The 21,626-nt window shown below is 52.7% G+C and carries 21 protein-coding genes and 1 pseudogene; all 22 read right to left on the reverse strand.

Going from position 1 to position 21,626, the window contains the following annotated elements; genetic code table 11:
* Positions 1-401: 401 nt before the first annotated feature.
* Entirely contained in the window at positions 402-2,165 is a 1,764-nt protein-coding gene (locus tag ACQG0S_RS15945) for a DNA primase family protein (RefSeq protein ID WP_196366537.1), read from the reverse strand.
* Positions 2,162-2,476, reverse strand: coding sequence for a DUF4222 domain-containing protein (locus ACQG0S_RS15950; RefSeq protein ID WP_196366538.1), 315 nt, complete (start codon positions 2,474-2,476; stop codon positions 2,162-2,164). Before ACQG0S_RS15950 ends, ACQG0S_RS15945 begins: the two co-directional genes overlap by 4 nt.
* An 11-nt stretch (positions 2,477-2,487) precedes the next feature.
* Positions 2,488-2,691, reverse strand: a complete 204-nt coding sequence (locus tag ACQG0S_RS15955) for a hypothetical protein (RefSeq protein WP_196366539.1) — start codon at positions 2,689-2,691, stop codon at positions 2,488-2,490.
* 115 nt (positions 2,692-2,806) lie between these two features.
* Positions 2,807-3,682, reverse strand: a complete 876-nt coding sequence (locus ACQG0S_RS15960) for a tyrosine-type recombinase/integrase (protein ID WP_426750813.1) — start codon at positions 3,680-3,682, stop codon at positions 2,807-2,809.
* A complete protein-coding gene (locus ACQG0S_RS15965; protein WP_196366601.1) occupies positions 3,675-3,920 on the reverse strand; it encodes a host cell division inhibitor Icd-like protein in 246 nt (81 codons plus the stop codon). Before ACQG0S_RS15965 ends, ACQG0S_RS15960 begins: the two co-directional genes overlap by 8 nt.
* Positions 3,921-3,967: 47 nt before the next feature.
* Positions 3,968-4,279 (reverse strand): annotated as a pseudogene (locus ACQG0S_RS15970) (ash family protein); the annotation flags it as partial.
* 80 nt (positions 4,280-4,359) lie between these two features.
* Complete coding sequence (locus ACQG0S_RS15975) at positions 4,360-4,986, reverse strand: BRO-N domain-containing protein (RefSeq protein ID WP_196366540.1); 627 nt, start codon at positions 4,984-4,986, stop codon at positions 4,360-4,362.
* 40 nt (positions 4,987-5,026) lie between these two features.
* Entirely contained in the window at positions 5,027-5,239 is a 213-nt protein-coding gene (locus ACQG0S_RS15980) for a helix-turn-helix transcriptional regulator (RefSeq protein ID WP_196366541.1), read from the reverse strand.
* A 551-nt stretch (positions 5,240-5,790) separates the two neighbouring features.
* Complete coding sequence (locus tag ACQG0S_RS15985; protein ID WP_196366542.1) at positions 5,791-6,441, reverse strand: hypothetical protein; 651 nt, start codon at positions 6,439-6,441, stop codon at positions 5,791-5,793.
* 2 nt (positions 6,442-6,443) lie between these two features.
* Entirely contained in the window at positions 6,444-7,697 is a 1,254-nt protein-coding gene (locus tag ACQG0S_RS15990; protein ID WP_196366543.1) for a tyrosine-type recombinase/integrase, read from the reverse strand.
* 193 nt (positions 7,698-7,890) lie between these two features.
* Complete coding sequence (gene der, locus ACQG0S_RS15995; protein WP_022648998.1) at positions 7,891-9,363, reverse strand: ribosome biogenesis GTPase Der; 1,473 nt, start codon at positions 9,361-9,363, stop codon at positions 7,891-7,893.
* A 112-nt stretch (positions 9,364-9,475) separates the two neighbouring features.
* The gene (gene bamB, locus ACQG0S_RS16000) at positions 9,476-10,654 is read right to left on the reverse strand and encodes an outer membrane protein assembly factor BamB (RefSeq protein ID WP_126510666.1); all 1,179 of its coding nucleotides are present in this window, start codon (positions 10,652-10,654) and stop codon (positions 9,476-9,478) included.
* A 10-nt stretch (positions 10,655-10,664) separates the two neighbouring features.
* Positions 10,665-11,285: a YfgM family protein gene (locus ACQG0S_RS16005; RefSeq protein WP_032622338.1), complete on the reverse strand. Its 621-nt coding sequence runs from the start codon at positions 11,283-11,285 to the stop codon at positions 10,665-10,667.
* A gap of 13 nt (positions 11,286-11,298) precedes the next feature.
* Entirely contained in the window at positions 11,299-12,573 is a 1,275-nt protein-coding gene (gene hisS, locus ACQG0S_RS16010) for a histidine--tRNA ligase (protein WP_022649001.1), read from the reverse strand.
* An 81-nt stretch (positions 12,574-12,654) separates the two neighbouring features.
* Complete coding sequence (gene ispG / locus ACQG0S_RS16015; protein ID WP_003860619.1) at positions 12,655-13,773, reverse strand: flavodoxin-dependent (E)-4-hydroxy-3-methylbut-2-enyl-diphosphate synthase; 1,119 nt, start codon at positions 13,771-13,773, stop codon at positions 12,655-12,657.
* A gap of 26 nt (positions 13,774-13,799) precedes the next feature.
* A complete protein-coding gene (gene rodZ / locus ACQG0S_RS16020) occupies positions 13,800-14,810 on the reverse strand; it encodes a cytoskeleton protein RodZ (RefSeq protein ID WP_048966863.1) in 1,011 nt (336 codons plus the stop codon).
* A 291-nt stretch (positions 14,811-15,101) separates the two neighbouring features.
* Complete coding sequence (locus tag ACQG0S_RS16025; RefSeq protein ID WP_003860623.1) at positions 15,102-16,268, reverse strand: bifunctional tRNA (adenosine(37)-C2)-methyltransferase TrmG/ribosomal RNA large subunit methyltransferase RlmN; 1,167 nt, start codon at positions 16,266-16,268, stop codon at positions 15,102-15,104.
* A gap of 147 nt (positions 16,269-16,415) precedes the next feature.
* The gene (gene ndk / locus ACQG0S_RS16030) at positions 16,416-16,847 is read right to left on the reverse strand and encodes a nucleoside-diphosphate kinase (protein ID WP_003860625.1); all 432 of its coding nucleotides are present in this window, start codon (positions 16,845-16,847) and stop codon (positions 16,416-16,418) included.
* Between the two features lie 124 nt (positions 16,848-16,971).
* Positions 16,972-17,847 carry a 4Fe-4S binding protein gene (locus ACQG0S_RS16035; RefSeq protein WP_048966862.1) on the reverse strand — a complete coding sequence of 292 codons (876 nt, stop codon included), beginning with the start codon at positions 17,845-17,847 and terminating at the stop codon, positions 16,972-16,974.
* Positions 17,847-18,626 (reverse strand): dimethyl sulfoxide reductase anchor subunit family protein, encoded by a 780-nt coding sequence (locus tag ACQG0S_RS16040; protein ID WP_022649005.1) that lies wholly within the window; start codon positions 18,624-18,626, stop codon positions 17,847-17,849. The genes ACQG0S_RS16035 and ACQG0S_RS16040 overlap by 1 nt, the downstream gene beginning before the upstream one ends.
* Positions 18,619-19,248 (reverse strand): DMSO/selenate family reductase complex B subunit, encoded by a 630-nt coding sequence (locus tag ACQG0S_RS16045; RefSeq protein WP_426750580.1) that lies wholly within the window; start codon positions 19,246-19,248, stop codon positions 18,619-18,621. Before ACQG0S_RS16045 ends, ACQG0S_RS16040 begins: the two co-directional genes overlap by 8 nt.
* Positions 19,245-21,623 carry a DMSO/selenate family reductase complex A subunit gene (locus tag ACQG0S_RS16050; protein ID WP_022649007.1) on the reverse strand — a complete coding sequence of 793 codons (2,379 nt, stop codon included), beginning with the start codon at positions 21,621-21,623 and terminating at the stop codon, positions 19,245-19,247. Before ACQG0S_RS16050 ends, ACQG0S_RS16045 begins: the two co-directional genes overlap by 4 nt.
* Positions 21,624-21,626: the final 3 nt, after the last annotated feature.

Below are 21,626 nucleotides of genomic sequence, written 5' to 3' on the forward strand. Positions count from 1 at the left end.
GTTATAGCGACCGTTAAAGTTCCATTAATCGCAACAATCAATTAACCAGTTGCGATTTATGAAACGATATTAATGAAATAGCAGGGGTCCACAACGTGAAAAGAGTGGATGCGTTTTAAAGAATTTGCCCTCAAGGTATACATGGTGTTCATAAAGCCAATAAATTTATTATAAAACAACACATTAACCTATGAACACCAGCCTACATTTTGGGATTTCAGGTCTACACGGTATACATCATTCTGTTTAATAAACCATCAGATAATTAATGAGAGAATGAACACCATGTACACCCTGTGTATACCTGAAAACAAGGTATACATGGTTTATTTCACTGATTTATATATAAATTATCTTCTCGATGTATACCATGTATACCTTTCTCCATATTTATCTGAACTTCATTCTTTATGACCGGCTACAGGATGCGTCTGAGGTAACCAGTCTTCCGCACTTTCCGAAAGTTCAACGTTAGTCACCATGCCACGGGCTCTACGTTCCTTACGGTACTCGTGATTAAACTCCCTCATCGCACTTTCCATCCCCTCTGCGAATTTATTCAGCGTCAGCGGCTTGTCGAAACCGTTGGCCTCCAGGAATGCCAGATAAGCGTGATAGAGATAAATTCGCGGATAGTGAGGCGGATTGCGGTTTCCTACCATCATTCCCGCACAATCAGCCAGGCGCTCCAGATGCGCACAGAAGGCGTACAGCGGATCCGTTTTCTGTTTCACCTCTAATGCCTCTTCGCTGTTCCGTTGCTCCAGCAGAAGCGCCCGCGCTTTTTCCGGGTTCGCAAAGTTCGCCAGCAGCCGGCGAACAACCACCGGAATTTCAGCGGATATCTTTTCTGCCAGGTCGGGATCCTTATCCTCTTCGCTGACGCGCCGGTTAAACTGGAAAATTACGCGGCGCCGGGAAACGCCGCCGGCGCGTTCGGTGAAAATCATCGGCGTGTTGTTCGTGGCCACAACCACCGCCCGCAGAACGGCGGTGTACTGGTGCTCGTGTTTCGGGTCGATCTCCACCGCATCCCCGCCGGTGATTGCCTTTATCCCGGTGCCCTCACCTGAATATTTGGGCTGATCAGGAAGCGTTATCATGCTCTTGCCGACGAACTGCGCCCGCCCGCGTGCACTGTCGAGCGCCGCCATGTTCCCGCTGGCGGTGTTATGCACGCCGGCCAGCATCGTCGCGATATGGGTGAAGACGCTTTTCCCGCTGCCGCCCTCCCCGGTTATCTCGAGAAACAGCTGCCAGTCGTACCGGTTCGCCAGCACCATAAAGAGCGCTGCAGCGATGCGTTGCATCTTAATTGCGTCTCTATCTGATGCGTAACTTAGCCACTTATGGAAGTTCGGCGCGTGGTCACGGAGGTTTTCGCCCGGCACCGCCGGCGTGTAGGTTACGCCGTTATGGTTGGTCAGCCAGTTATCCTGGCTGTGTTCGGAGAAAACGCCGGTTTCCATATCGTAGACGCCGTTAACAAAGGGGATCAGGCTGCGCCGCGGCTCCCCCATTACCGGGATAACGATTTTCAGGGCATCGATAACGTTGTTGATCGCGCGCTTGCTGAAGTTGGTTTTGTTCTCGTTGTAGATAGCCACCATTTCGCGGCTCAGCTCGAGCAAAGACGTTTTCTCCCAGATGCCGGCACGGTAGACGTACACGCCCTCGCTGTTTTCGTTGATTGCAATGCCGGTGTAACGCGCGGCCAGTATGAGCGCCTTTTCGTTATCAGCCAGGTCGCGGAGGTTTACATCCGTCAGCGGTTTGCCGATCACCATGCTTTTGCCGGCTTCCGCATCGGCTTTGAGGCGCGGCAGCTGGGGCGTCCAGTCCTCCAGAAGCTGATAACCTTCAGAGTAGAATTGCGCGCGCTCCACGCCGGCCACCGCCAGCTTTGTCGCGAGAATGGTTATCTGCCGTTCGGTCAGATGCCCGCCGCGGCAAACCCGGGCATAGAGACGGCCATCATCCACAATCCGGATATTCTCCAGCTCCGCCAGCTGCTTTTTATCCAGCACGACCGGCGGCACGGTGTCGCCAATCGGGTTCATTTCCTGCCATGCTTTGGCGAACGTCCAGGCATCGGCGCCGGCAAAGATAATTGACTCCTCCATGAGATCCGCCGGCTGCTTTTTAAGGTTTGGTGCATTCTTCATTTTCTGTTCCCTCGCTCCCTGATGATTTCCCGCATAACCCAAATTCGTTCGATGCCCTGTACCCGCATAATCCGATCGATATCTTTTTCGCCGGCGACCGGCGCGGAAGAAACAAATTCAAACTCCCGCACCAGTCTTTCGGGCGTACAAAAACACGGTGAGCTGTACCCTTCACGGCAATATGTCACTCGGTCGAATCGGTAACTTTCGATAATTACGATGTTGCCCCGACCGTCCTTCCATTTATCGCCCGGCCTGATTTCAGGGTGAGCGCGGCCACCAGCAGCTAAGCCGGAATTTTTAATCGTCATAATTTTTTACCTCACGCCGCTGGCGGGATTACCTGATAACCAATTTTCCTCAGAAAGCGCACGGCACTCTCCACCGTAAAAATGATCTCGTCGTCCAGAAGGGGGCGCATCGACTGCAACCCGTTCGACGTGTCCACCAGATAGCGACCACCGGCCGGAAAACTGAATACGTTTTTGCCGTCGGCCCGGCGAACCAGATCGTAAACAGGAGTCATAATTTCCCCTCCCCGTCCCTTAATAACTGGCTGGTAAAACAAAGTCGCACGCTATTTAATTGCGCAGAGATGTGATCGGCGAAAGCACCGAGACAGCAAATTGGGATAACCGTTGTCATACAGATACCTCCATGGCCAGACGGGATTGAATGGCGGAGGCCTTACTGCCTAACTGGAGGTAAGTTCGGGTGATTGCCGGGTTACTGTGCCCGAGCATTTCAGAGGCGACCAGCAACCCCTGTTCGCCGCCGGCGGACATGAGATTAAAGGCGGCAATTTTGCGGCTGGAATAGGCGCTCAGGCGCAGACGCGTGTTTACCACGCGGGTAAACCACAGCATTACGTTGTGCAGTTTCTTCCAGATTGTCTGGCGGCTCACGCTACCTTCCAGAGACTGGCAACGGTTACTTTCAATCTGGCTGCGGGAAAATACCAGGTCGTCACCGATAAGATTGCGCTCCATGCGTTCACGCAGTCGTTTGATGATGCCCGGCGGCAGCTGTTTGGTATCATGCTTAACCTCAGCCTTTGCAACCAGCTCAAACACGATCGCCTGTTCTTCTTCCGTCATACCGGCGGCCAGCTCGTCGCAGCTCACGCTATCCCAGTGCATGTAGGCAATGTGATCGCCAGCAAGCCGGGAAGCGTCCTTGCGCTGCCGGCGAACAATCTCGAGCCCCTTCCGGGTCGCCCTGGCTTCTGCTGCCTTGGTCTGCTTCGCTACGATGATTGTCGCAATGCCGGTTTCCCAGTTGATGCAGGAATAACGGAAGTTGCACACGTCGCTGGTACGCCAGCCAGTAACGGTCGCAATATCCCACCAGAGTAAAACCCAGTCCGGCTGTGTCTGCTGGATGCGTTCACGCAGTTTGCGCTGCTCTTCCCGTTCGTAAACGGGGGTCATGGTGCGGGTGCCTTTCGTGGTAGTGGCTTTTACCACGTTGCCGCGCAGCTCGCGGGCTTTAGCTGTCAGGGTCTGGAGGTTAAACATGGCTACCTCCCAATTTCGCAACATCCAGTTCAAACGCGCCGCTGCTGTACTGATAAAGCGAACATTCAGAGCGAATTTTGGCGGCAAAGATAAGATCCCAGCAGGAATAAAACTCGCGGGCTTCTTGCTCACTGTCGGCAACGATGCGGATAACAACGGGAGTGCAGGCCCGGCCTTTCGGCGTACCGAGGAAAAGCCAGGTGAATTTGGGCAGTTTTTGGGTTGGGGTAGTAGCCATGTGGCAGCCTCCTTTTGCTTACTGGAGTCACCACCTGAGTTCTCACGCTCATAAAGGGTGGTGACACTGACGGGGGTGAGAATACCGGTGCAAAAGGATACCGGCCAGCCTTTCGGCTGCCCCGCCAGCGCCACCATAGATTCGATGCGGATCTTCCCCGCTGAATGAAGATGTACTGGCCTTACGACACAAAAAAAGACGCTATAGGCGTCTGGTATCGCCTTTTGCTTATCCGGGTTCTCACGCCCGACACCAGATTTTGCTGGTGCTTTTAAAGAATACCCTTCAGTTGAATAACATGGCAAGGAGTTTTTAGGGTGAGCGAAGCCCTGCCCCAGACGGGCATAATTGTTCTTCATGGCATTAACCTTTTCGAATTGTTTAGTGAGCTGTCGCGACAAACTTATTTTGAGTGCTCTACATCGCAAGAGCACGCAAGTTATTCATGAACTCGATTTTTGTTTCCAACCGGAGCTGAGCGAACTTCAGTGAACGGCTCGTGAACATTTTCATCTAACAGCTCAGGCTGATACTTACGCCATAGTTGAATCTCCTCGCGTTCAAGAGCCTCTTTAGCACTCTTACATTGCTGCAACTTATAACCGCGTTTACTGGCCTCCTGCTGATAGGCTGCCATACGCCGGCTAAAATCGTTCAGAAACACGAACGGCACGCCATAAGAGCCAGTTTTGCGGATTGAGGGAATCACCTCGCGAAATACCCAATTACTGAAACGATGGGCGAATGTGCCTGCCGTAGTAGCTTTACGGCTGCGGGCGATCAGCTTGTAGAAACCAGATTCAGAGACAGCGCTATGATTTGGGTTCCCGCGAATACCGTAAGTTAAAGTTACGGTATTTCTCTCGTCATCATCCAGAGCCTGCAACGCCATGCGCGAATTGGATAGTTCCAGCGCCGCGCAAACATCTTTTGCAACGAACCACGGTTCGCCATTTAGCTTAACAATGCGAACTTTTAGCCCCTCAAAATTGATAACGGAAATATCATCACTACAGTTTTCAGGGTGAGGGAAGCCCTGACCATTAAGGCCATTATTTGATTTCATACTGTTCCTCGAATCTAATTTACAGAAGTGAAGATCTGACTCAGTTAGCCTTGCGCCGCTCTTGCAGCCAGCGATTAATCTCCTGCGCATCAAAAGCAGTCACGTTGTCGCTCAGCTTGACCGGACGTGGCAAGATTCCATTTTTGACCCATCGATCAACTGTAGGCATAGATACACCTAAGATCTCCGGCAGTCGAAAACGACGTATGTATCTACCGGATGATAAAGAATTAATTTCCTTTTCTTTTTCCATTAGCCCTTGCTCTCCTGTGATAGCTGATGATGTGATGACCAGTCTAAGAGTGCAAATGCATACTTTCTACTGAAACTGGAATCTATTGAAAAAACATTTCAATCCATTGAAAGAATATGAATCCATCAAGAAAATCATATCACTAACCAACTGACCAACCAGATTTAACACATTGATAATTATTATTTTATTTCAATAAGATAGACTTGATAGCGGCTAAGAACGTCTATATCTGTCTTAAAACCTTTGAAGACTACAAAGGACTATAAGGGACTATAAAGGACTACACAGGAGAACACTGGAGAACACTGGAGAACATCGGATGGAAAAGGCAAAACTGTATGGTAACTCGAATGGTTACTGAGGGCTGAGAATGTCCTCCCTAACCCTCTCAGACCCTTTCGGACCATCTCAAGACTACTGATACCAAAGGATGGCAAGGGATGCCAAAACATGTTCATACATGTAAAAGGATGGCAACATCTCAGTTCTGTTGCCTAATTCCTGTTTTGTTAGAAATTGGATTTTAATGGTTTGAAACCCACAAATAATTAAGAGTTATGAATCGATTGTAACGCCGCAGCAGCTTTGGCTGAAAAAGTCGATTTACCAATTCCTTTTGTTGTTGCCTTTTCAAGTTCGATAAGCATACAAATATCTTTATAAATTTCAGATATAGTGGGCTTTTCTCGACTCCCATATTTTTTAGTAGGATGCTTATCTGCTAACAATTTAATTAACAGCCCCATCATCTTTAATGTTCCATTTTCTTCATCAACTTTACGATGCTGGCCTCTTCCTGTTTTTCTTATTTTCGCAACATCTTCTAGAAGCGTTCGCCCGCCAAAAGCAAACATGTACTTTTCCCATTCGTTTGTATAAATGAATTCGCTTACTGCTTCCTTAACCTTATTAATAATTGCAGGTGGCGTAATCTCTTCATTTATATAATCAATGCAAGCGGCAAACACGAGATCTGCTTCCATCTCTGTGGTAACACTATAGACTCGAAACCCCGCGCTTCTCAGATTTCGTGATATAGTTTTTTTAATATCTTGAGCTTCTTCTGCGACTTCCTTAGGAAGATCTGCTGTTTTAGTATTAGGATTTAATCCATAAAGTGCATAAACAACTTCATTGATCGTAATGAGTCGTTGAGACGCAAGTCTCTCGAAAACATTTGAACTCAACAGTTTCGCCATGTTCAATCATTCCTTTTTGATATAATTTCCTTTGACAGACCAGCAGCCTCAACGTCCATTAAGAGGTCAGCCCATCGAGCCAAAGCAACTTTGCGTTCTTCGAAGTATTCGTGTCTGTTGTATATGCCCTCAATACCAGGGATTTTATGGTTTAAACAACGTTCAGCTATTATAGGATCAATACCTAACGCAGCCATTTGAGTGCGCATAGTACGACGCAAATCATGGATACTGAATGGCTCAATATCCTGCATTTCTTTCAGTACAGACGGCATGACCATGTTAAGGGTTGCACGACTAATGTGAGCTGTGTTTCTGGCTCTCCTAGCGGGTATAAACCACCGACTCTCACCGGCAAAAAGTCTGAGCTCTTTTATCCATTCGATAACCGGCTGCGCCAATGGTATATCAATGTCATCACCATTCTTGGCTCTAGTACCGGGAAGATGCCAAACCTCGTTTTCGAGATCGAATTCAGACCATTCAGCAGCGCATAACTCCATTTTGCGCACACCCAGCGCCAATATAAGTTTAAAAACTAGCTCATTTTCCCTGCTGATTCCTTGCCCACTACGCAGCGCTTTAAAGAACATGACTAACTCATCACGACTCAATGCCCGCTTTCTTCCTTTCTCCTTTCCCCCAGCATCTTTTGAGCCGAATGATATAGCAGGATTAACATCAATCATGCCTCTAACGACCGCGAAGTCAAACAGGCGCTTGAGCATACGAAGAACATCATTAGCTACTGTGGGCGACCCACGCTTAAGTACGTCTTGAAGAACACTATCAACGTGGCGTGGACGAACTTCTTCGACCTTCATTTTTCCAATTAAGGCCACAATATTCTTTTGAAGGCTAGCGAGGAAAAGCTCTGGATGCTTGTACGTTGGCTCGATCTGACGAGAGTAATACTCCGCTGCAAGTTCTGAAACGTGGATAGCGTTCTTTTCAGCTTCAATTTTTGCTATAGCCTCAGCCTTGCGTTGTTGCTTCTCTGCAGCCACGTCATGCCCTAGAGCAACACGGGCTGCAAGTTCTCTAGCAATCTCCCTTGCTTTAGCAAGCGGAATAATAGAATAAGAACCAATCATCAAGGTCCGGGGCTTGCCGGCAAGTTTGTATCGAAAACGCCAGAATGGAGTTTTGTCCTCTTTGCGAAAGCGGAGATAGAGTCCGTCGCCATCGGACCTACCTTCAAATCGTTCGCCACTCTTGATCCACGATCGGATCTGCATATCGGTAAGTTTTGGCATGCACGTATACCTAGCAATCTACTGATACATTTAAAAGTGTACCCAAAACGACTTAACAGCATACTGGGTACACCATTGTGTACACCTAAAGCATGCACTTTCTTGTGGTCTTATGATAGCCCTTGAAAACAAAAAAGCCCGAAATATTCGGGCTTTAAGATGCTTATGATAGCTAGTGATTTACCATGAAAGCTTATTTGCTTTTCTTAATGTGCTTAATCAAACGCTTACGCTTACGCATCTGGTTCGGCGTCAGGGTATTACGTTTATTCGCAAACGGGTTTTCCCCTTCCTTGAACTGAATACGGATAGGCGTACCCATCACGTCCAGCGACTTACGGAAGTAGTTCATCAGGTAGCGTTTGTAGGAGTCCGGCAGGTCTTTCACCTGGTTACCGTGGATCACCACGATAGGCGGGTTATACCCCCCGGCGTGGGCATATTTCAGCTTCACGCGACGGCCACGCACCAGCGGCGGCTGGTGATCTTCTGCTGCCATGTTCATGATACGGGTCAGCATCGCCGTGCTCTGGCGGCGGGTAGAGCTGTCATAGGCTTCACGAACGGATTCGAACAGGTTGCCTACGCCGCTGCCGTGCAGGGCAGAGATGAAGTGAACGCGGGCAAAGTCGATAAAGCCCAGACGGAAGTCCAGCGTCTCTTTCACCTGTTCGCGTACTTCATTGCTCAGGCCATCCCACTTGTTGACGACGATAACCAGTGAGCGCCCACTATTAAGGATAAAGCCGAGCAGAGAGAGATCCTGATCGGAGATACCTTCACGTGCGTCAATAACCAGCAGCACCACGTTGGCGTCTTCAATCGCCTGAAGGGTTTTGATCACCGAGAATTTTTCCACTACATCAGTGATTTTCCCGCGCTTACGCACCCCTGCAGTGTCGATAAGTACGTACTCACGTTCATCGCGCTGCATTGGAATGTAAATGCTGTCACGCGTTGTGCCTGGCATGTCGTAAACCACCACGCGCTCTTCGCCCAGAATACGGTTAGTAAGCGTAGACTTACCTACGTTTGGGCGACCAACGATAGCCAGCTTAATCGGCAGATCCTGCGGGTTGAAGTCATCTTCCGGCTCTTCCTCGCCTTCCTCTCCGGCTTCAAACTGTGCCCAATATTCGGCGTCTTCGTCCACCTCTTCCGGCGGGTTTACTTCATCAACCCACGGCAGCAGAACGGTTTCCAGCAGGCTGGTGACGCCACGGCCATGCGAGGCCGCGATAGGATAAATATCACCCAGACCTAAAGACCAGAAATCCGCAACGGCCTGATCGGCATCGATACCGTCAGTTTTGTTCGCCACCAGGAAGGTTGGCTTTTCGCGTGAACGCAGATGTTTAGCGATAGCGGAGTCCGCGGGCATCAGGCCAGCACGCGCATCCACCATAAACAGAACCACATCCGCTTCTTCGATAGCCAGCAGAGATTGCTCTGCCATGCGGGTTTCTACGCCGTCTTCCGTACCGTCAATACCCCCGGTATCGATACAGATGAACTCGCGTCCTTCCACCTCTGCACGACCGTACTTACGGTCACGCGTCAGCCCCGGGAAATCCGCAACCAGCGCATCACGGGTGCGTGTTAAACGGTTAAAAAGAGTGGATTTTCCAACGTTAGGGCGCCCGACAAGCGCGACCACAGGTACCATGTTTGAAGCCTCATAAAATTCAAAATAACGTCGCTTTCGCAGCGTTTTTAAAAATGTCAAAACGGCTCCTGAGTGAACAGGAGCCGTTTAGTATACTACAACCGCCGTGTAATTAACGCGTGATCGCGTACAGCGTGCCGTCTTTTGCCTGAATCAGCAGTTTGCCGTCAGCCACAACCGGGTCGGTCAGGAAGCCTGAGCCGTCCACTTTCTGCTGCGCCACGAAGCGGCCATTCTCTGGATCGATCCAGTGCATATAGCCTTCGCTGTCGCCCACCACCAGGCTGCCGTTATACAGTGCCGGTGCGGTCAGCAGACGGTGAAGCAGATCGCTCTGCGTCCACAGCGTCACGCCACCTTCGGTGCTCAGCGCCAGCAGACGGTCGTTCTGATCCACCATATAAATACGGTTGCCGTCGACAATGAAATCGTTCACGGAACCCAGCTCACGTTTCCACATGATCTGACCGCTACGCAGGTCCAGCGCCGTCAGGTTGCCGTTATACGCCAGCGCGTAAACCACACCGTCAACGATGACCGGCGTGGTGTCCACATCACTCAGACGGTCGATTTCAGTTGAACCGGTCGCCTGGGAAATACGCTGCTGCCAGATCATCTGGCCCTGCTGCATCAGTACTGCGCTGACACGACCGTTGTCACCACCCACAATGGCGGCGCCAAATGCAGTCGCCGGAGCAGATTCACCACGCAGAGACAGCGCTGGCATATCCAGGTTAACCGTCCATTTTACCAGACCATCGGCTTCGTTCAGCGCCTGCAACTGGCCGTTGCTGGTATGGATCAACACCAGGCCGTCGCTGACAACCGGACGTGACAAGGATTCACCGGCAACGCTGGTCTGCCATGCAACCGAACCGTCGCTGGCATTCAGCGCGTAAACCTGCGCTTTTTCGCTGCCCACATACACGTGACCGCTAGCAACGGTCAGGCCGCCAGAAAGCAGCGCAGGTTTACGGGAGAACCAGCCGTCTTTTTCCGCCAGGTTAATGGACCACACTTCTTTTCCGTCATCAGCGTTCAGCGCTTTAACGGTGCCTTTGCGATCGGCCGCATAGACCACGCCGTCAGCAAATGCCGGGTGCAGGTTGGAATAAAAATCGCCAATACCATCACCCACGGAGGTGTCCCAGGCGGTGGACGGAGTGAACTGGTTTTCAACCGTCGGCAGCGGGGACATTTTGACAACGTCTTCTTCGCCACTGAACAGTGAACAACCACTCAATAACGTAACAGAAAGCAGTCCTGGCAGAAGTAATTTACGCAATTGCATTGGGTCCCTCTCAGACGGACAAATTATTTATTTTCATCTGCATCATTTCGCTCAGCGCAGGTGAAGCTTTACTATCCACGCCAGCTTGCCACGCTTTACGCGCGCCCGCTTTATCACCCTTACTCAGCAGTGCTTCACCGCGAAGATCGGCGACAATAGCGGCAAAGCCATCACCTTTAATGGTATCAAGCGTTTTCAGCGCGTCGTCGGCTTTTTTCTGCTGAACCTGAATACGTGCCAGGCGCAGATTGATCACCGCTTTCAGATTTTCGTCACTGGCAGCAGCAAGCCCCTGAGACAGTTGCGCAGCGGCTTTATCCAGTTCGTTTTTATCAACATACTGCTGAGCCACTTCCAGCGCAGCCAGCGCACCGTAGGTGTTTTTGTTGTCAGCGGCAAATTTCTCCGCAGCCGTCAGCGTTTGCGGCTGATCGGCACGGATTGCGCTAACGGTGTTTTCGTAGTTCAGGGATGAACCGCGAGCAGAGTCAGCCTGATGATTGTTCCAGTAACGCCAGCCAACCAGCGCACCAACACCTAAAATAACCCCTACAACCAGTGCCTTGCCGTTTTCAGCAAAGAAGCGTTTAACCGCATCAACCTGGTCGTGTTCGTTCTCGTACATTTCCACGCAGTCCTTCTCCTTAGCCCAATAGAGTGCGCAAGTGCGCCGCAACGCCATCCTGCGTTACCGTAGTTTGCTCACCAGAGCGCAGGTCTTTAACCACCACTTCGCCGTTGGCCACTTCGGACTCACCCAGCACCAGTGCAATACTTGCGCCCCACTTATCGGCACGAGCAAACTGTTTTTTAAAGTTGCCGCCGCCGTGGTTGGTCATCAGCTTTACGTCCGGCAGCGCATCGCGCACGCGTTCGGCAAGCTGCATCGCCGCAGACTGCGTATCCGCACCTGAGGCCACCAGGTATATATCGACAACAGGATCGGCTTTAAATTCCGGATTAACTGCCTGAACCAGCAAAACAAGTCGCTCAAGGCCCATCGCGAAGCCTACAGCCGGTGCTGCGCGACCACCCAGTTGCTCGACCAGTCCGTCATAACGACCGCCAGCACAGACGGTGCCCTGCGAACCGAGGCTGGTGGTGACCCACTCAAATACGGTGCGGTTGTAGTAGTCCAGACCGCGCACCAGACGCTGGTTAACGGTATAAGCAATGCCCGCCGCTTCAAGCAGCTTGCACAGGCCAGCAAAGTGTTCGCGGGAATCCTCATCCAGGTAGTCACCCAGCGCTGGCGCATCGTTCAGCAGCGCCTGTACGTCAGGATTTTTGGAATCGAGTACGCGCAGCGGGTTGCTGTACATACGACGCTTACAGTCTTCGTCGAGCTTCTCTTTGTGTTGTTCCAGGAACGCCACCAGCGCATCGCGATAGTTCGCACGCGCTTCCAGAGAACCGATAGAGTTCAGCTCCAGGGAAACGTGCTCAGAAATACCGAGCGCACGCCACCAGCGGGCAGTCAGCATAATCAGTTCGGCATCGATATCTGGACCTTGCAGACCAAACACTTCCACGCCAAGCTGGTTGAACTGACGGTAGCGGCCTTTTTGCGGACGTTCGTGGCGGAACATCGGGCCGATATACCACAGGCGTTGCTCCTGATTGTACAGGAGACCATGTTCGATGCCGGCGCGTACGCAACCCGCCGTCCCCTCAGGACGCAGGGTCAGGCTGTCGCCGTTGCGGTCCTCAAAGGTATACATCTCTTTTTCAACCACGTCGGTCACTTCGCCGATCGCGCGTTTGAATAACGGGGTCTGCTCTACAATCGGCAAACGAATTTCGCTGTAACCGTAGCTGCCGAGCACCTGCTTCAGTGTGCCTTCAATGCGCTGCCAGATGGCGGTTTCGCCAGGCAGATAATCGTTCATGCCGCGGATGGCTTGAATGTTTTTTGCCACGTTTATTCTCTTTCTATATACAAAAAAGAACCCAAAGAATGGGTTCAATCATACATGGGAAGCAGCCTGCTTCCCATCACGTTATTTTTCAACCTGCTGAACGCTGATGCGCTGCGCTTCGTCCATCATCGTCGCTTTTGCGCGAATGCGGGCTTCAAGCTGGTCGATCATATCACTATTATCCAGACGATCTTTACGAACGCCATCTTCATAGAGACCACTTTTCTTGTTACCGCCGGTAACGCCCAGCGTGGACACCAGCGCTTCACCCGGACCGTTCACCACGCAGCCGATGATGGAGACGTCCATCGGGGTGATAATGTCTTCCAGTCTCTGCTCCAGGGCATTGACGGTGCCGATCACGTCAAACTCCTGACGTGAACAGGTTGGGCAGGCGATGAAGTTGATCCCACGCGCGCGGATACGCAGTGATTTCAGGATGTCGAAACCGACTTTGATCTCTTCCACCGGATCGGCGGCCAGGGAGACGCGTAACGTGTCACCGATGCCTTCAGAGAGCAGCAGGCCGAGACCAATTGCCGATTTTACTGAGCCGCTGCGCAGACCGCCCGCCTCGGTGATGCCAAGGTGCAGCGGCTGATCGATCTGTTTTGCCAGCAGACGATACGATTCAACGGCCAGGAAGACGTCAGACGCTTTCACGCTCACTTTGAACTGATCGAAGTTAAGGCGATCCAGATGATCGACGTGACGCATGGCGGATTCGAGCAGCGCCTGTGGCGTCGGCTCACCATACTTTTCCTGGAGATCTTTTTCCAGAGAGCCAGCGTTTACGCCGATACGGATTGGAATGTTTTTGTCGCGGGCGCAGTCAACCACCATGCGAATGCGCTCTTCGTTGCCGATGTTGCCTGGGTTAATACGCAGACAATCGACACCGTATTCAGCGACTTTCAGCGCGATACGGTAATCGAAGTGAATATCGGCAACCAGCGGAACGCTCACCTGCTGCTTGATCAGTTTGAACGCCTCAGCGGCGTCCATGGTCGGCACTGAGACGCGAACAATGTCCGCGCCGACGCGTTCTAATGCTTTGATTTGATTAACCGTCGCTTCTACATCCGTAGTACGCGTATTGGTCATCGACTGGACGGCGATAGGCGCCCCATCGCCGATTGGCACGTTCCCAACGTAAATCCGTTTCGATTTTCTACGTTGAATAGGAGCCTGGTTATGCATGTAAAATCTCCCGCATTGCCCGTCTGTTACTGTGCTGCTGATTGTTCGGCATTAACGGTAAGACGCGCAACCTGGTTAGTTCTGATAAAGCGGCTCAGATCGACAGGTTTTCCTTGATACTGGATCTGTACCGCTGCCGGTGCGCCGATTTTAAGCTTGTATGGTGCCTGGCCCGTTAGATTTAACGTGCCATCTTTACGTTGCAGGCCGCTGAACAGCTTTTTACCTGTCGCGTCAGTCACTTCCAGCCAGCAATCAGCCGTGAAATTCATCACCAGCGCATTCGGGTCAACGGCAGGTGCCGCCGTACCCGCCGGGTCAGTTGGCAGTGACGCCGCGGTGTTATCTGCCGGTGCCGTTGCCGCAGGGGCGGTATCAACATTGGCCTGAGAAGGTGATACGACCGCGTTCTGATCCTGGGCCTGGGTAGCCGGTGCGGTATTCGCCGTCGCTTCTGGCGTCGCCGCTGGCTCGGTTGCAGGCGTGCTGCTTGCTGCCGCCTGAGGTTCGCTGGAGGTCGCAGCCCCTTCGGTGCTCAACGGCACGCTTTGCGCGCCGTTAGTACCAGACTGATTAAGCTCAGCGGAGGACTGATCGGCCATGGTGGTGATCTCTTCCTGTTGCGCTTTGTGGTTTTGCCACCACCATGCGCCCGTCAGCCCGACAACCACGAACAGGACCAGCCAGGTAAAGCTCATCAGCCAGCCATCGCGTTTTTTACGACGTTTACCCAAAGAGAAGCTTTGCATCGGCGCAACTTTTGCCGCACGCACAGGCGCCTGCTTCTCCATCATCGGCAGTAATTCGTCTTCAGGAATATGAACCAGTTTGGCGTAAGAACGGATATAACCGCGCAGAAACGTTGAAGCCAGATCGGCGGGCGCCTTATCTTCTTCAATGTCGCGAACGGTGGAAACCTTCAGGCACAGGCGTTCTGCAACGGCTTGCTGGCTGAGTCCGAGTTGTTCACGGGCGTTGCGAAGACGAACGCCAGTGGAGAGTGCTGCATTTTGATCGTGAGTGGCTTCAGTATTCATTCGCTACAACTACTGGTACGTGAAAATAAGGGTTCAGGTGCCGGTGAGTCACAATGCCACCCGCACCGCGAAACTTTAGGTCAGTTAACCTGGAACAAACAGTATAAGACTGTCGGGCCGCAGATGACAGCGCTGGCAGGCCTTCACGCTAAACTGTTGTTACGTCGTTACATACTGCCCGAAAGTCGTATGAAACGCACCGTAATTATTAATCAGTCGTGATGATTGTGGCTGGTTATTCAGTAAATTAATGCTTCACGGCGCAAAAAATGCGCCGTGTCTGCATAATAATCAAACGGTTTTAACCGCGATTGACTCACCCTGCATACGCTTACGCAGCGTACGTTTGGTACGGTCAATAACGTCACCCGCCAGCTGACCACAGGCTGCGTCGATATCGTCGCCACGCGTTTTACGTACGATGGTGGTGAAACCATACTCCATCAGCACTTTTGAGAAGCGATCGATACGGCTGTTCGAGCTACGGCCATACGGCGCGCCCGGGAACGGGTTCCATGGGATCAGGTTGATCTTACATGGCGTATCTTTCAGAAGTTCAGCCAGCTCATGTGCATGCTCGGTACCGTCGTTAACATGATCCAGCATCACGTATTCAATGGTCACGCGGCCCTGGTTAGCATTGGATTTCTCCAGGTAACGGCGCACGCCAGCCAGGAAAGTTTCGATATTGTACTTTTTGTTGATCGGCACAATTTCGTCACGGATGGCGTCGTTTGGCGCGTGAAGGGAGATGGCCAGCGCAACGTCAATCATGTCACCCAGTTTGTCCAGCGCAGGCACAACGCCGGAAGTAGAGAGCGTAACGCGGCGCTTGGACAGACCAAAACCGAAATCGTCGAGCATGATTTCCATCGCCGGAACGACGTTGGTCAGGTTGAGCAGCGGTTCACCCATCCCCATCATCACCACGTTGGTGATTGGACGTGTACCGGTGACTTTCGCTGCACCCACGATTTTCGCGGCACGCCAGACCTGGCCGATAATTTCCGATACGCGCAGGTTACGGTTAAAGCCCTGCTGCGCCGTAGAGCAGAATTTGCACTCCAGCGCACAGCCCACCTGAGAAGAGACGCACAGCGTGGCGCGATCGTCTTCCGGAATATACACGGTTTCAACACGCTGATCGCCAACGGCAATGGCCCACTTGATAGTGCCATCTGAAGAGCGCTGCTCTTCCACCACTTCCGGTGCGCGGATTTCCGCCACTTCTTTAAGCTTATTGCGCAGCACTTTGTTGATGTCCGTCATGTCATCAAAGTTGTCGCTGCAATAGTGGTACATCCATTTCATGACCTGATCGGCACGAAACGGCTTCTCGCCCATCTCTTTAAAGAACTCGCGCATCTGCTGACGGTTCAGGTCCAGCAGGTTAATTTTTCCATTTTTATTGGGAACCGCAGGAATGGCGACTTCAGAGGTATTCACTAATTCAGACATAATTTTTTCCGGCCTCGTTGTTACACGTTGTGGCCCTTGGTGGGTTGAAAAGAAACGCCCCGGTAAGCAGTCTGCTCGTCCGGGGCGTTGCATTGTACAAAGTCTGGCGCAGGGATGCCACGTTTGCACGCGGCATTTACGAAATTATTAGCGAGTGCGCGGGCACACTTCGCCTTCTGCAAAGAAGAACGCGATTTCGCGCGCAGCAGATTCAACAGAGTCGGAACCGTGGGTGCCGTTCTCGGTGAAGCTGTCTGCGTAGTCAGCGCGCAGAGTACCTGCCAGCGCGTTGTCCGGGTTGGTTGCACCCAGCAGATCGCGGTGACGCTGTACCGCGTTTTCGCCTTCCAGTACGGATACCACGATTGGGCCAGAAGTCATGAACTCGACCAGACCGTCAAAGAATGGGCGACCTTCGTGCTCAGCGTAGAAACCGCGAGCCTGTTCAACGGTCAGGTGCAGCATTTTGGTGCCAACGATCTTAAACCCTGCTGATTCAAAGCGAGCGAAGATGCTGCCAATAACGTTTTTTGCCACCGCGTTTGGTTTGATGATGGAAAAAGTACGTTCAATAGCCATTGATAACCTCTGTAAAATGTTCTGTTGTTTTTGCATACCTGAGTATGGTGTGGCGCGGATTATAAAGAGCAATAGCGCCATTGCCTATGGTTATGCATAACATTTTTTTAAAATGAGACGAAGATTAGCAACAGCTCGTATTTCGCATGCCGTACTGATGGTGAAAACAGAGCGGACACTGCTTTTCATCAGAACTAAATGACCAGAAATGGCGGTGGCACGTCAAACAAACGGCTTCATATGCCGGTATGGTCACGCTTTTCGCTGTCCCGTCTGTTTGCGTCACGTTTATCGCCGCATGCTGGCATACCGCTTCGCAGCCGCCACACCCCGTACAACGTCCGGTTTCCACGACCAGTTCAGCGTTCTCAAACCGAATCGCGTTTTCCGTACAACTCCGCCAGCACGCGCCGCAGAGTACGCAGGATTCGGTATCGAGAGTTATCTCTGCCTCGCTAAATGCAGAAAACGCCCTGCGCAGCTCACGCTGACCGGGCACGACGCAACAGACCCGGACATCCTCACGGGGAACGTGCATCAGCGCACGCCGGGCGGTATTTACCTCGTTGACGGGTATATGTTTAAACGCCCACGCTGCTTCACCACGTCGACGAAGCGCCAGATTCAGCCGGGCAATCGCCAGCAACCAGTCAGGATTCTGCTCCGCGTCGATACTGATAAAACGAACGTGGTGCTGCGCGTGCCACAGCAGAAGCTCATTCACCCCTGGCGCACGGTCAGTAAAAGGCCCAACAAGCGTATCGCCACACAGAAAACGTTTTCGCGGCGTGATGCCGGTGATGGCTTCAGCGGGGCAGACAAACAGGCAGTCACTGCATTCAATACAGCGGCTGTCATCAACCGAGACGCCGGTGTCGGTAAAAGAAAAAGCCTGTACGGGACAGACGTCCGCGCAGGCGCAGCAGGAAGAGTGGCGAAAACGGCGACGGACGCACGCATGCGTCACGTCCATCGCCGGGGCAAAGGTTAATCCGCCCATCAGCCAATACTGAAGAAAACAAAGCGCAGCATCAGCTCACCCACAATCAGCAAGGCGCTGCCCAACAGCATTGTGCCTCGCGCCGCTTTTAAGCCGCCCGCAGCAAAGCACAACATACCCGCAACGGAAACGCACCAGCTCAGCAGATGCACGGTTCGCAGTTGCTCCAGCATTTGTAACGGTGCGTGTGGGAACGTCACAACGGTGTTGTCCATAGCCGTAATATCTGCCAGCCAGACGGGCTGCATCACCAGACGTGCAATCACCAGCAGCGTGATAATGACAATCGCCGTTCGCACGCGAGTCTGGGAACGTGCCCCAACGGCCATGCAGGCTGAACCGATAATTCCCACCGAACCGATAAACAGCACCAGGGTATTAATGTGATGCCACGTCACCACGGATGCATGCATGTAGATCTGCGCCATGCAGAACACATCCACCAGCCCGACAAGACCTGCCACAACCAACAGCGGCTTCCAGCCTGGTTTTTTGACAAACATCAGCAGCGTTGCGAGGCCAAGTGCCGCAAGATAAAGACTGGCAAAGATAATCTCACGGCTCAGCCAGGAGCTGGATACGTGACGCAGCGCATTGAACGCATTAAGTGGATAGCCCATGTGCAACGCAGAGGCGAGCAGACCGAGGCTGGCCAGCACAAACGCTCCGGCAGCCGGCAGCAGCGCGCTGCGTTGCGTGCTTCCGAAGGCCAGCCACAGCGTAACGCCAACCGATCCTTGCAGGAACAGCGTAAAAATTAGCAGCGGTAACTCATGCATGACGTTTCCCCTCTTTCTCTGCGCCCTGATGCGCTTTGATCACCAGGTTCGGTTTGGTGATGGAGGAATCAGGCAAGCCTTTCACATCACAGACCGCACCATACTTCGCCCGCAGTTCATCAATCGGCCCGAATTTAATCGCTTCGAGTGGACAGGTTGCCACACAGACAGGCTGTTCCCCCTTCGCCTGTAGATCCACGCAGAAATCACATTTGGACATCTGCCCGGTCTGCTCGTTGAGCTGTGACGCGCCGTAAGGGCATGACCACGCGCAGTAGCCGCAGCCGACGCACTTATCAGTATCTACGCGCACAATACCGTCCCCCGGACGCTTATGCATCGCAGTGGTCGGACAGTTTTTGGTGCAGATTGGGTCGGCACAGTGGTTACAGGAGATAGAGAGCGTGTAGGCAAAAACGTTATTGCTGACGCCACCCTGCCCGGTCGGGATAAAGCTCCCGCCATTAACTTCGTACACGCGACGGAAACGACGTCCGACCTCAAGGTTGTTTTTATCTTTGCACGCTACCTGACATGCTTTGCAGCCCGAGCAGCGAGAAGAGTCGATATAAAAACCCAGCTGTTTGTCGCTTACCGGTGCGTAATGTTTAAACTGACTCATGCTTTAGCTACCTCCACCAGCATGGTTTGATGGGAATTCCCTTTCGCAAGCGCGGTAATACGTGCGGAACTGAGCACGTTCGCGCAGCCGCCCTTATCAATACCCTGCTCGTCCGGCTGCCACCAGGCACCTGCCTGCATGGCCACAACGCCTGGAATGATGCGCGGCGTGACCTCCGCCGGGATCTCGCAAATGCCGCGCGCGTTATGAATACGCACGGTATCTCCCTGCGCAATGCCGCGTTTTTGCGCATCCTGCGGGTTGATCCACAGCTTTTGCTGCTGCGCCTCAATTAACCACGGGTTGGCGTACTGGGTGGAGTTAGCGCGGTTTTTTCCTTTCCAGGTAATCAGCTGGAGCGGGAAGCGTTTCGCCAGCGCGTCTTCCGGCCCTTCATGGGCAGGCACGTAGTGCGACAGCGCCGGAATTTCCGGGTGATGCATGTCGTACAGACGCTTCGAGAAGATCTCAATTTTTCCGGACGGCGTCGGGAACGGATGATTCTGCGGATCGCGAATGTTGTCTTCAAAGGCGACGAACGGCGCGCTTTTGAAAAGGTGCTGACGCGTCTTCTGTAGCGTCGCGAAGTCCGGCAGGTTTTCGTCAGGCATGGAAAGACGCGTCTGCTCCCAGATGTGCTCAATCCACGCTTTTTCGTCACGCCCTTCGCTGAACGCGGGTTCGACGCCAAGCTTAGCGGCGACCTCCCGCAGCCAGTCGTAGTCTGAACGGCGTTCAAATTCAGGTTCAATGAGCTTTTCTGACAGGATCAGATAGCTTGCCGTGCCCCAGGTTTCGCCGATATTCCAGCGTTCCATAAAGCTGGTTTCCGGCAAAAGAAGGTCGGCGTATCGGGCGCTCGGCGTCATAAACAGATCGCTTGCGACGATAAACTCGATTTTCGACTCGTCTTCCAGGACACGGGTTGCCTGATGAAGATCCGGGTTCTGGTTAGCCAGATAATTTCCCGCCAGCGAGAACAGGATGCGGATATTACTGTCCAGCTTTTCGGCATCCTTCAGGCCGACGTCCGCGGTGACCTGAGAGGCATCGTCGGCGGCCTGCACCCAGTTCATCACCGATATTTTGGCTTTGACCGGGTTGTCCGGCATCTCTGGCCCGGCGGCAAATTTCCGGTTTGCGCAGCCGCCATAGCCTGCTGCCCAACCGCCTTTCACCCCGACGTTACCCGTGAGCGTAGCCAGCAACGTCGAGCCGCGCGCGGTGCGCTCGCCGCAGTTATGACGCTGCGGTCCCCAGCCCTGGATCAGCGCAGCGGGTTTGGTGGTTGCGTAGTCGCGCGCCAGTTGCCGAATTGTTTGTGCAGGCACGTGGGTGATTTTCTCTGCCCACTCGGGCGTTTTCGCCACGCCATCTTTTGCGCCGCTCAGGTAAGCCATCAGGGATTCATTGGCCGGAACGCCTTCTGGCATAGTGTCTTCGTCAAAGCCCAGGGTGTAGCGCTGAATAAAGTCGCGATCGTGCAGGTTCTCCGTGACGATCACATACATCATCGCGTCCATCAGGGCGTTGTCCGTGGTGGGAAGCAGCGGGATCCACTGATCGGCCAGGGAGGAAACCGTATCGGAATAGCGAGGGTCGACAACAATAAAGCGAGTGCCGTTTTGCTTCATCTTCTGGTAGAAGTGGTTGCTGTGACCAAAGATCGTTTCCGTCGGGTTATGTCCCCAGAGGATGACCAGTTTGGTGTCCAGCAGCGTGTCCAGAGAGCTGCCGCTGGCAGCGGTGCCATAGGTATACGGCGTTGCTGCCGCCGTGTTACCCATACTGACCGAGTGATAGCTTTCGAGATAGCCGCCGGTTAAGTTGAGCAGACGACGAACCATTTTATCGCCGGAAAAAGTCCCGCCGGACACAGCGGTGCCCACATGAACATAGCGTGAAGCCGCACCGTATTTTTGCGTAATAGTTTTTAATTGATTCGCAATAAGGGTGGTGGCTTCATCCCAGGTAATACGCTCGAATTTTCCTTCGCCACGTTTCCCTACACGTTTCATTGGGTATTTCAGTCGATCGGGATGGTAAACAAATTTCCGATAAGCCCGGCCACGCACGCAGGCGCGCATTACGGGCATTTGCGGATCCAACGCGTTATCCGGACGCGTAGAAATTCGGGTCACAACGCCCTCACTGACGTGAGCACGAATATCACACTTGCCGCCGCAGTCAAACGTACTACAGGTTTGCACCACTTTTTCTTCAGGCGTAGTGTCTGAAACCGCCGCGCCCTGTGCCTGTACTTTGCCGGTTTTGACGACAAAAGGCAGAGCGGCGAGCGCCGATCCTGCCTGAATAAACTGACGCCGGGATATGGCGGGAATAGTCCCCTCTCCCTGATGTTTATTTTTTTCCATTGC

It is taken from the genome of Enterobacter cloacae complex sp. 418I7 (genome assembly GCF_050030705.1).
In the GTDB taxonomy this organism is placed as follows: domain Bacteria; phylum Pseudomonadota; class Gammaproteobacteria; order Enterobacterales; family Enterobacteriaceae; genus Enterobacter; species Enterobacter intestinihominis.

Excerpts from the sequence above, each read along its gene's own strand:
- bamB (WP_126510666.1), bottom strand. The coding sequence starts at position 10,654 with ATGCAATTGCGTAAATTACTTCTGCCAGGACTGCTTTCTGTTACGTTA.
- ACQG0S_RS15985 (WP_196366542.1), bottom strand. The coding sequence starts at position 6,441 with ATGGCGAAACTGTTGAGTTCAAATGTTTTCGAGAGACTTGCGTCTCAA.
- ACQG0S_RS15950 (WP_196366538.1), bottom strand. The coding sequence starts at position 2,476 with ATGACGATTAAAAATTCCGGCTTAGCTGCTGGTGGCCGCGCTCACCCT.
- ACQG0S_RS15975 (WP_196366540.1), bottom strand. The coding sequence starts at position 4,986 with ATGAAATCAAATAATGGCCTTAATGGTCAGGGCTTCCCTCACCCTGAA.
- rodZ (WP_048966863.1), bottom strand. The coding sequence starts at position 14,810 with ATGAATACTGAAGCCACTCACGATCAAAATGCAGCACTCTCCACTGGC.
- ndk (WP_003860625.1), bottom strand. The coding sequence starts at position 16,847 with ATGGCTATTGAACGTACTTTTTCCATCATCAAACCAAACGCGGTGGCA.
- der (WP_022648998.1), bottom strand. The coding sequence starts at position 9,363 with ATGGTACCTGTGGTCGCGCTTGTCGGGCGCCCTAACGTTGGAAAATCC.
- ACQG0S_RS15955 (WP_196366539.1), bottom strand. The coding sequence starts at position 2,691 with ATGACTCCTGTTTACGATCTGGTTCGCCGGGCCGACGGCAAAAACGTA.
- ACQG0S_RS16050 (WP_022649007.1), bottom strand. The coding sequence starts at position 21,623 with ATGGAAAAAAATAAACATCAGGGAGAGGGGACTATTCCCGCCATATCC.
- ACQG0S_RS16035 (WP_048966862.1), bottom strand. The coding sequence starts at position 17,847 with ATGGGCGGATTAACCTTTGCCCCGGCGATGGACGTGACGCATGCGTGC.
- ACQG0S_RS16045 (WP_426750580.1), bottom strand. The coding sequence starts at position 19,248 with ATGAGTCAGTTTAAACATTACGCACCGGTAAGCGACAAACAGCTGGGT.
- ACQG0S_RS15945 (WP_196366537.1), bottom strand. The coding sequence starts at position 2,165 with ATGAAGAATGCACCAAACCTTAAAAAGCAGCCGGCGGATCTCATGGAG.
- ACQG0S_RS16025 (WP_003860623.1), bottom strand. The coding sequence starts at position 16,268 with ATGTCTGAATTAGTGAATACCTCTGAAGTCGCCATTCCTGCGGTTCCC.
- ACQG0S_RS15960 (WP_426750813.1), bottom strand. The coding sequence starts at position 3,682 with ATGTTTAACCTCCAGACCCTGACAGCTAAAGCCCGCGAGCTGCGCGGC.
- ACQG0S_RS15980 (WP_196366541.1), bottom strand. The coding sequence starts at position 5,239 with ATGGAAAAAGAAAAGGAAATTAATTCTTTATCATCCGGTAGATACATA.
- ACQG0S_RS16040 (WP_022649005.1), bottom strand. The coding sequence starts at position 18,626 with ATGCATGAGTTACCGCTGCTAATTTTTACGCTGTTCCTGCAAGGATCG.
- ACQG0S_RS15990 (WP_196366543.1), bottom strand. The coding sequence starts at position 7,697 with ATGCCAAAACTTACCGATATGCAGATCCGATCGTGGATCAAGAGTGGC.
- ACQG0S_RS15965 (WP_196366601.1), bottom strand. The coding sequence starts at position 3,920 with ATGGCTACTACCCCAACCCAAAAACTGCCCAAATTCACCTGGCTTTTC.
- ispG (WP_003860619.1), bottom strand. The coding sequence starts at position 13,773 with ATGCATAACCAGGCTCCTATTCAACGTAGAAAATCGAAACGGATTTAC.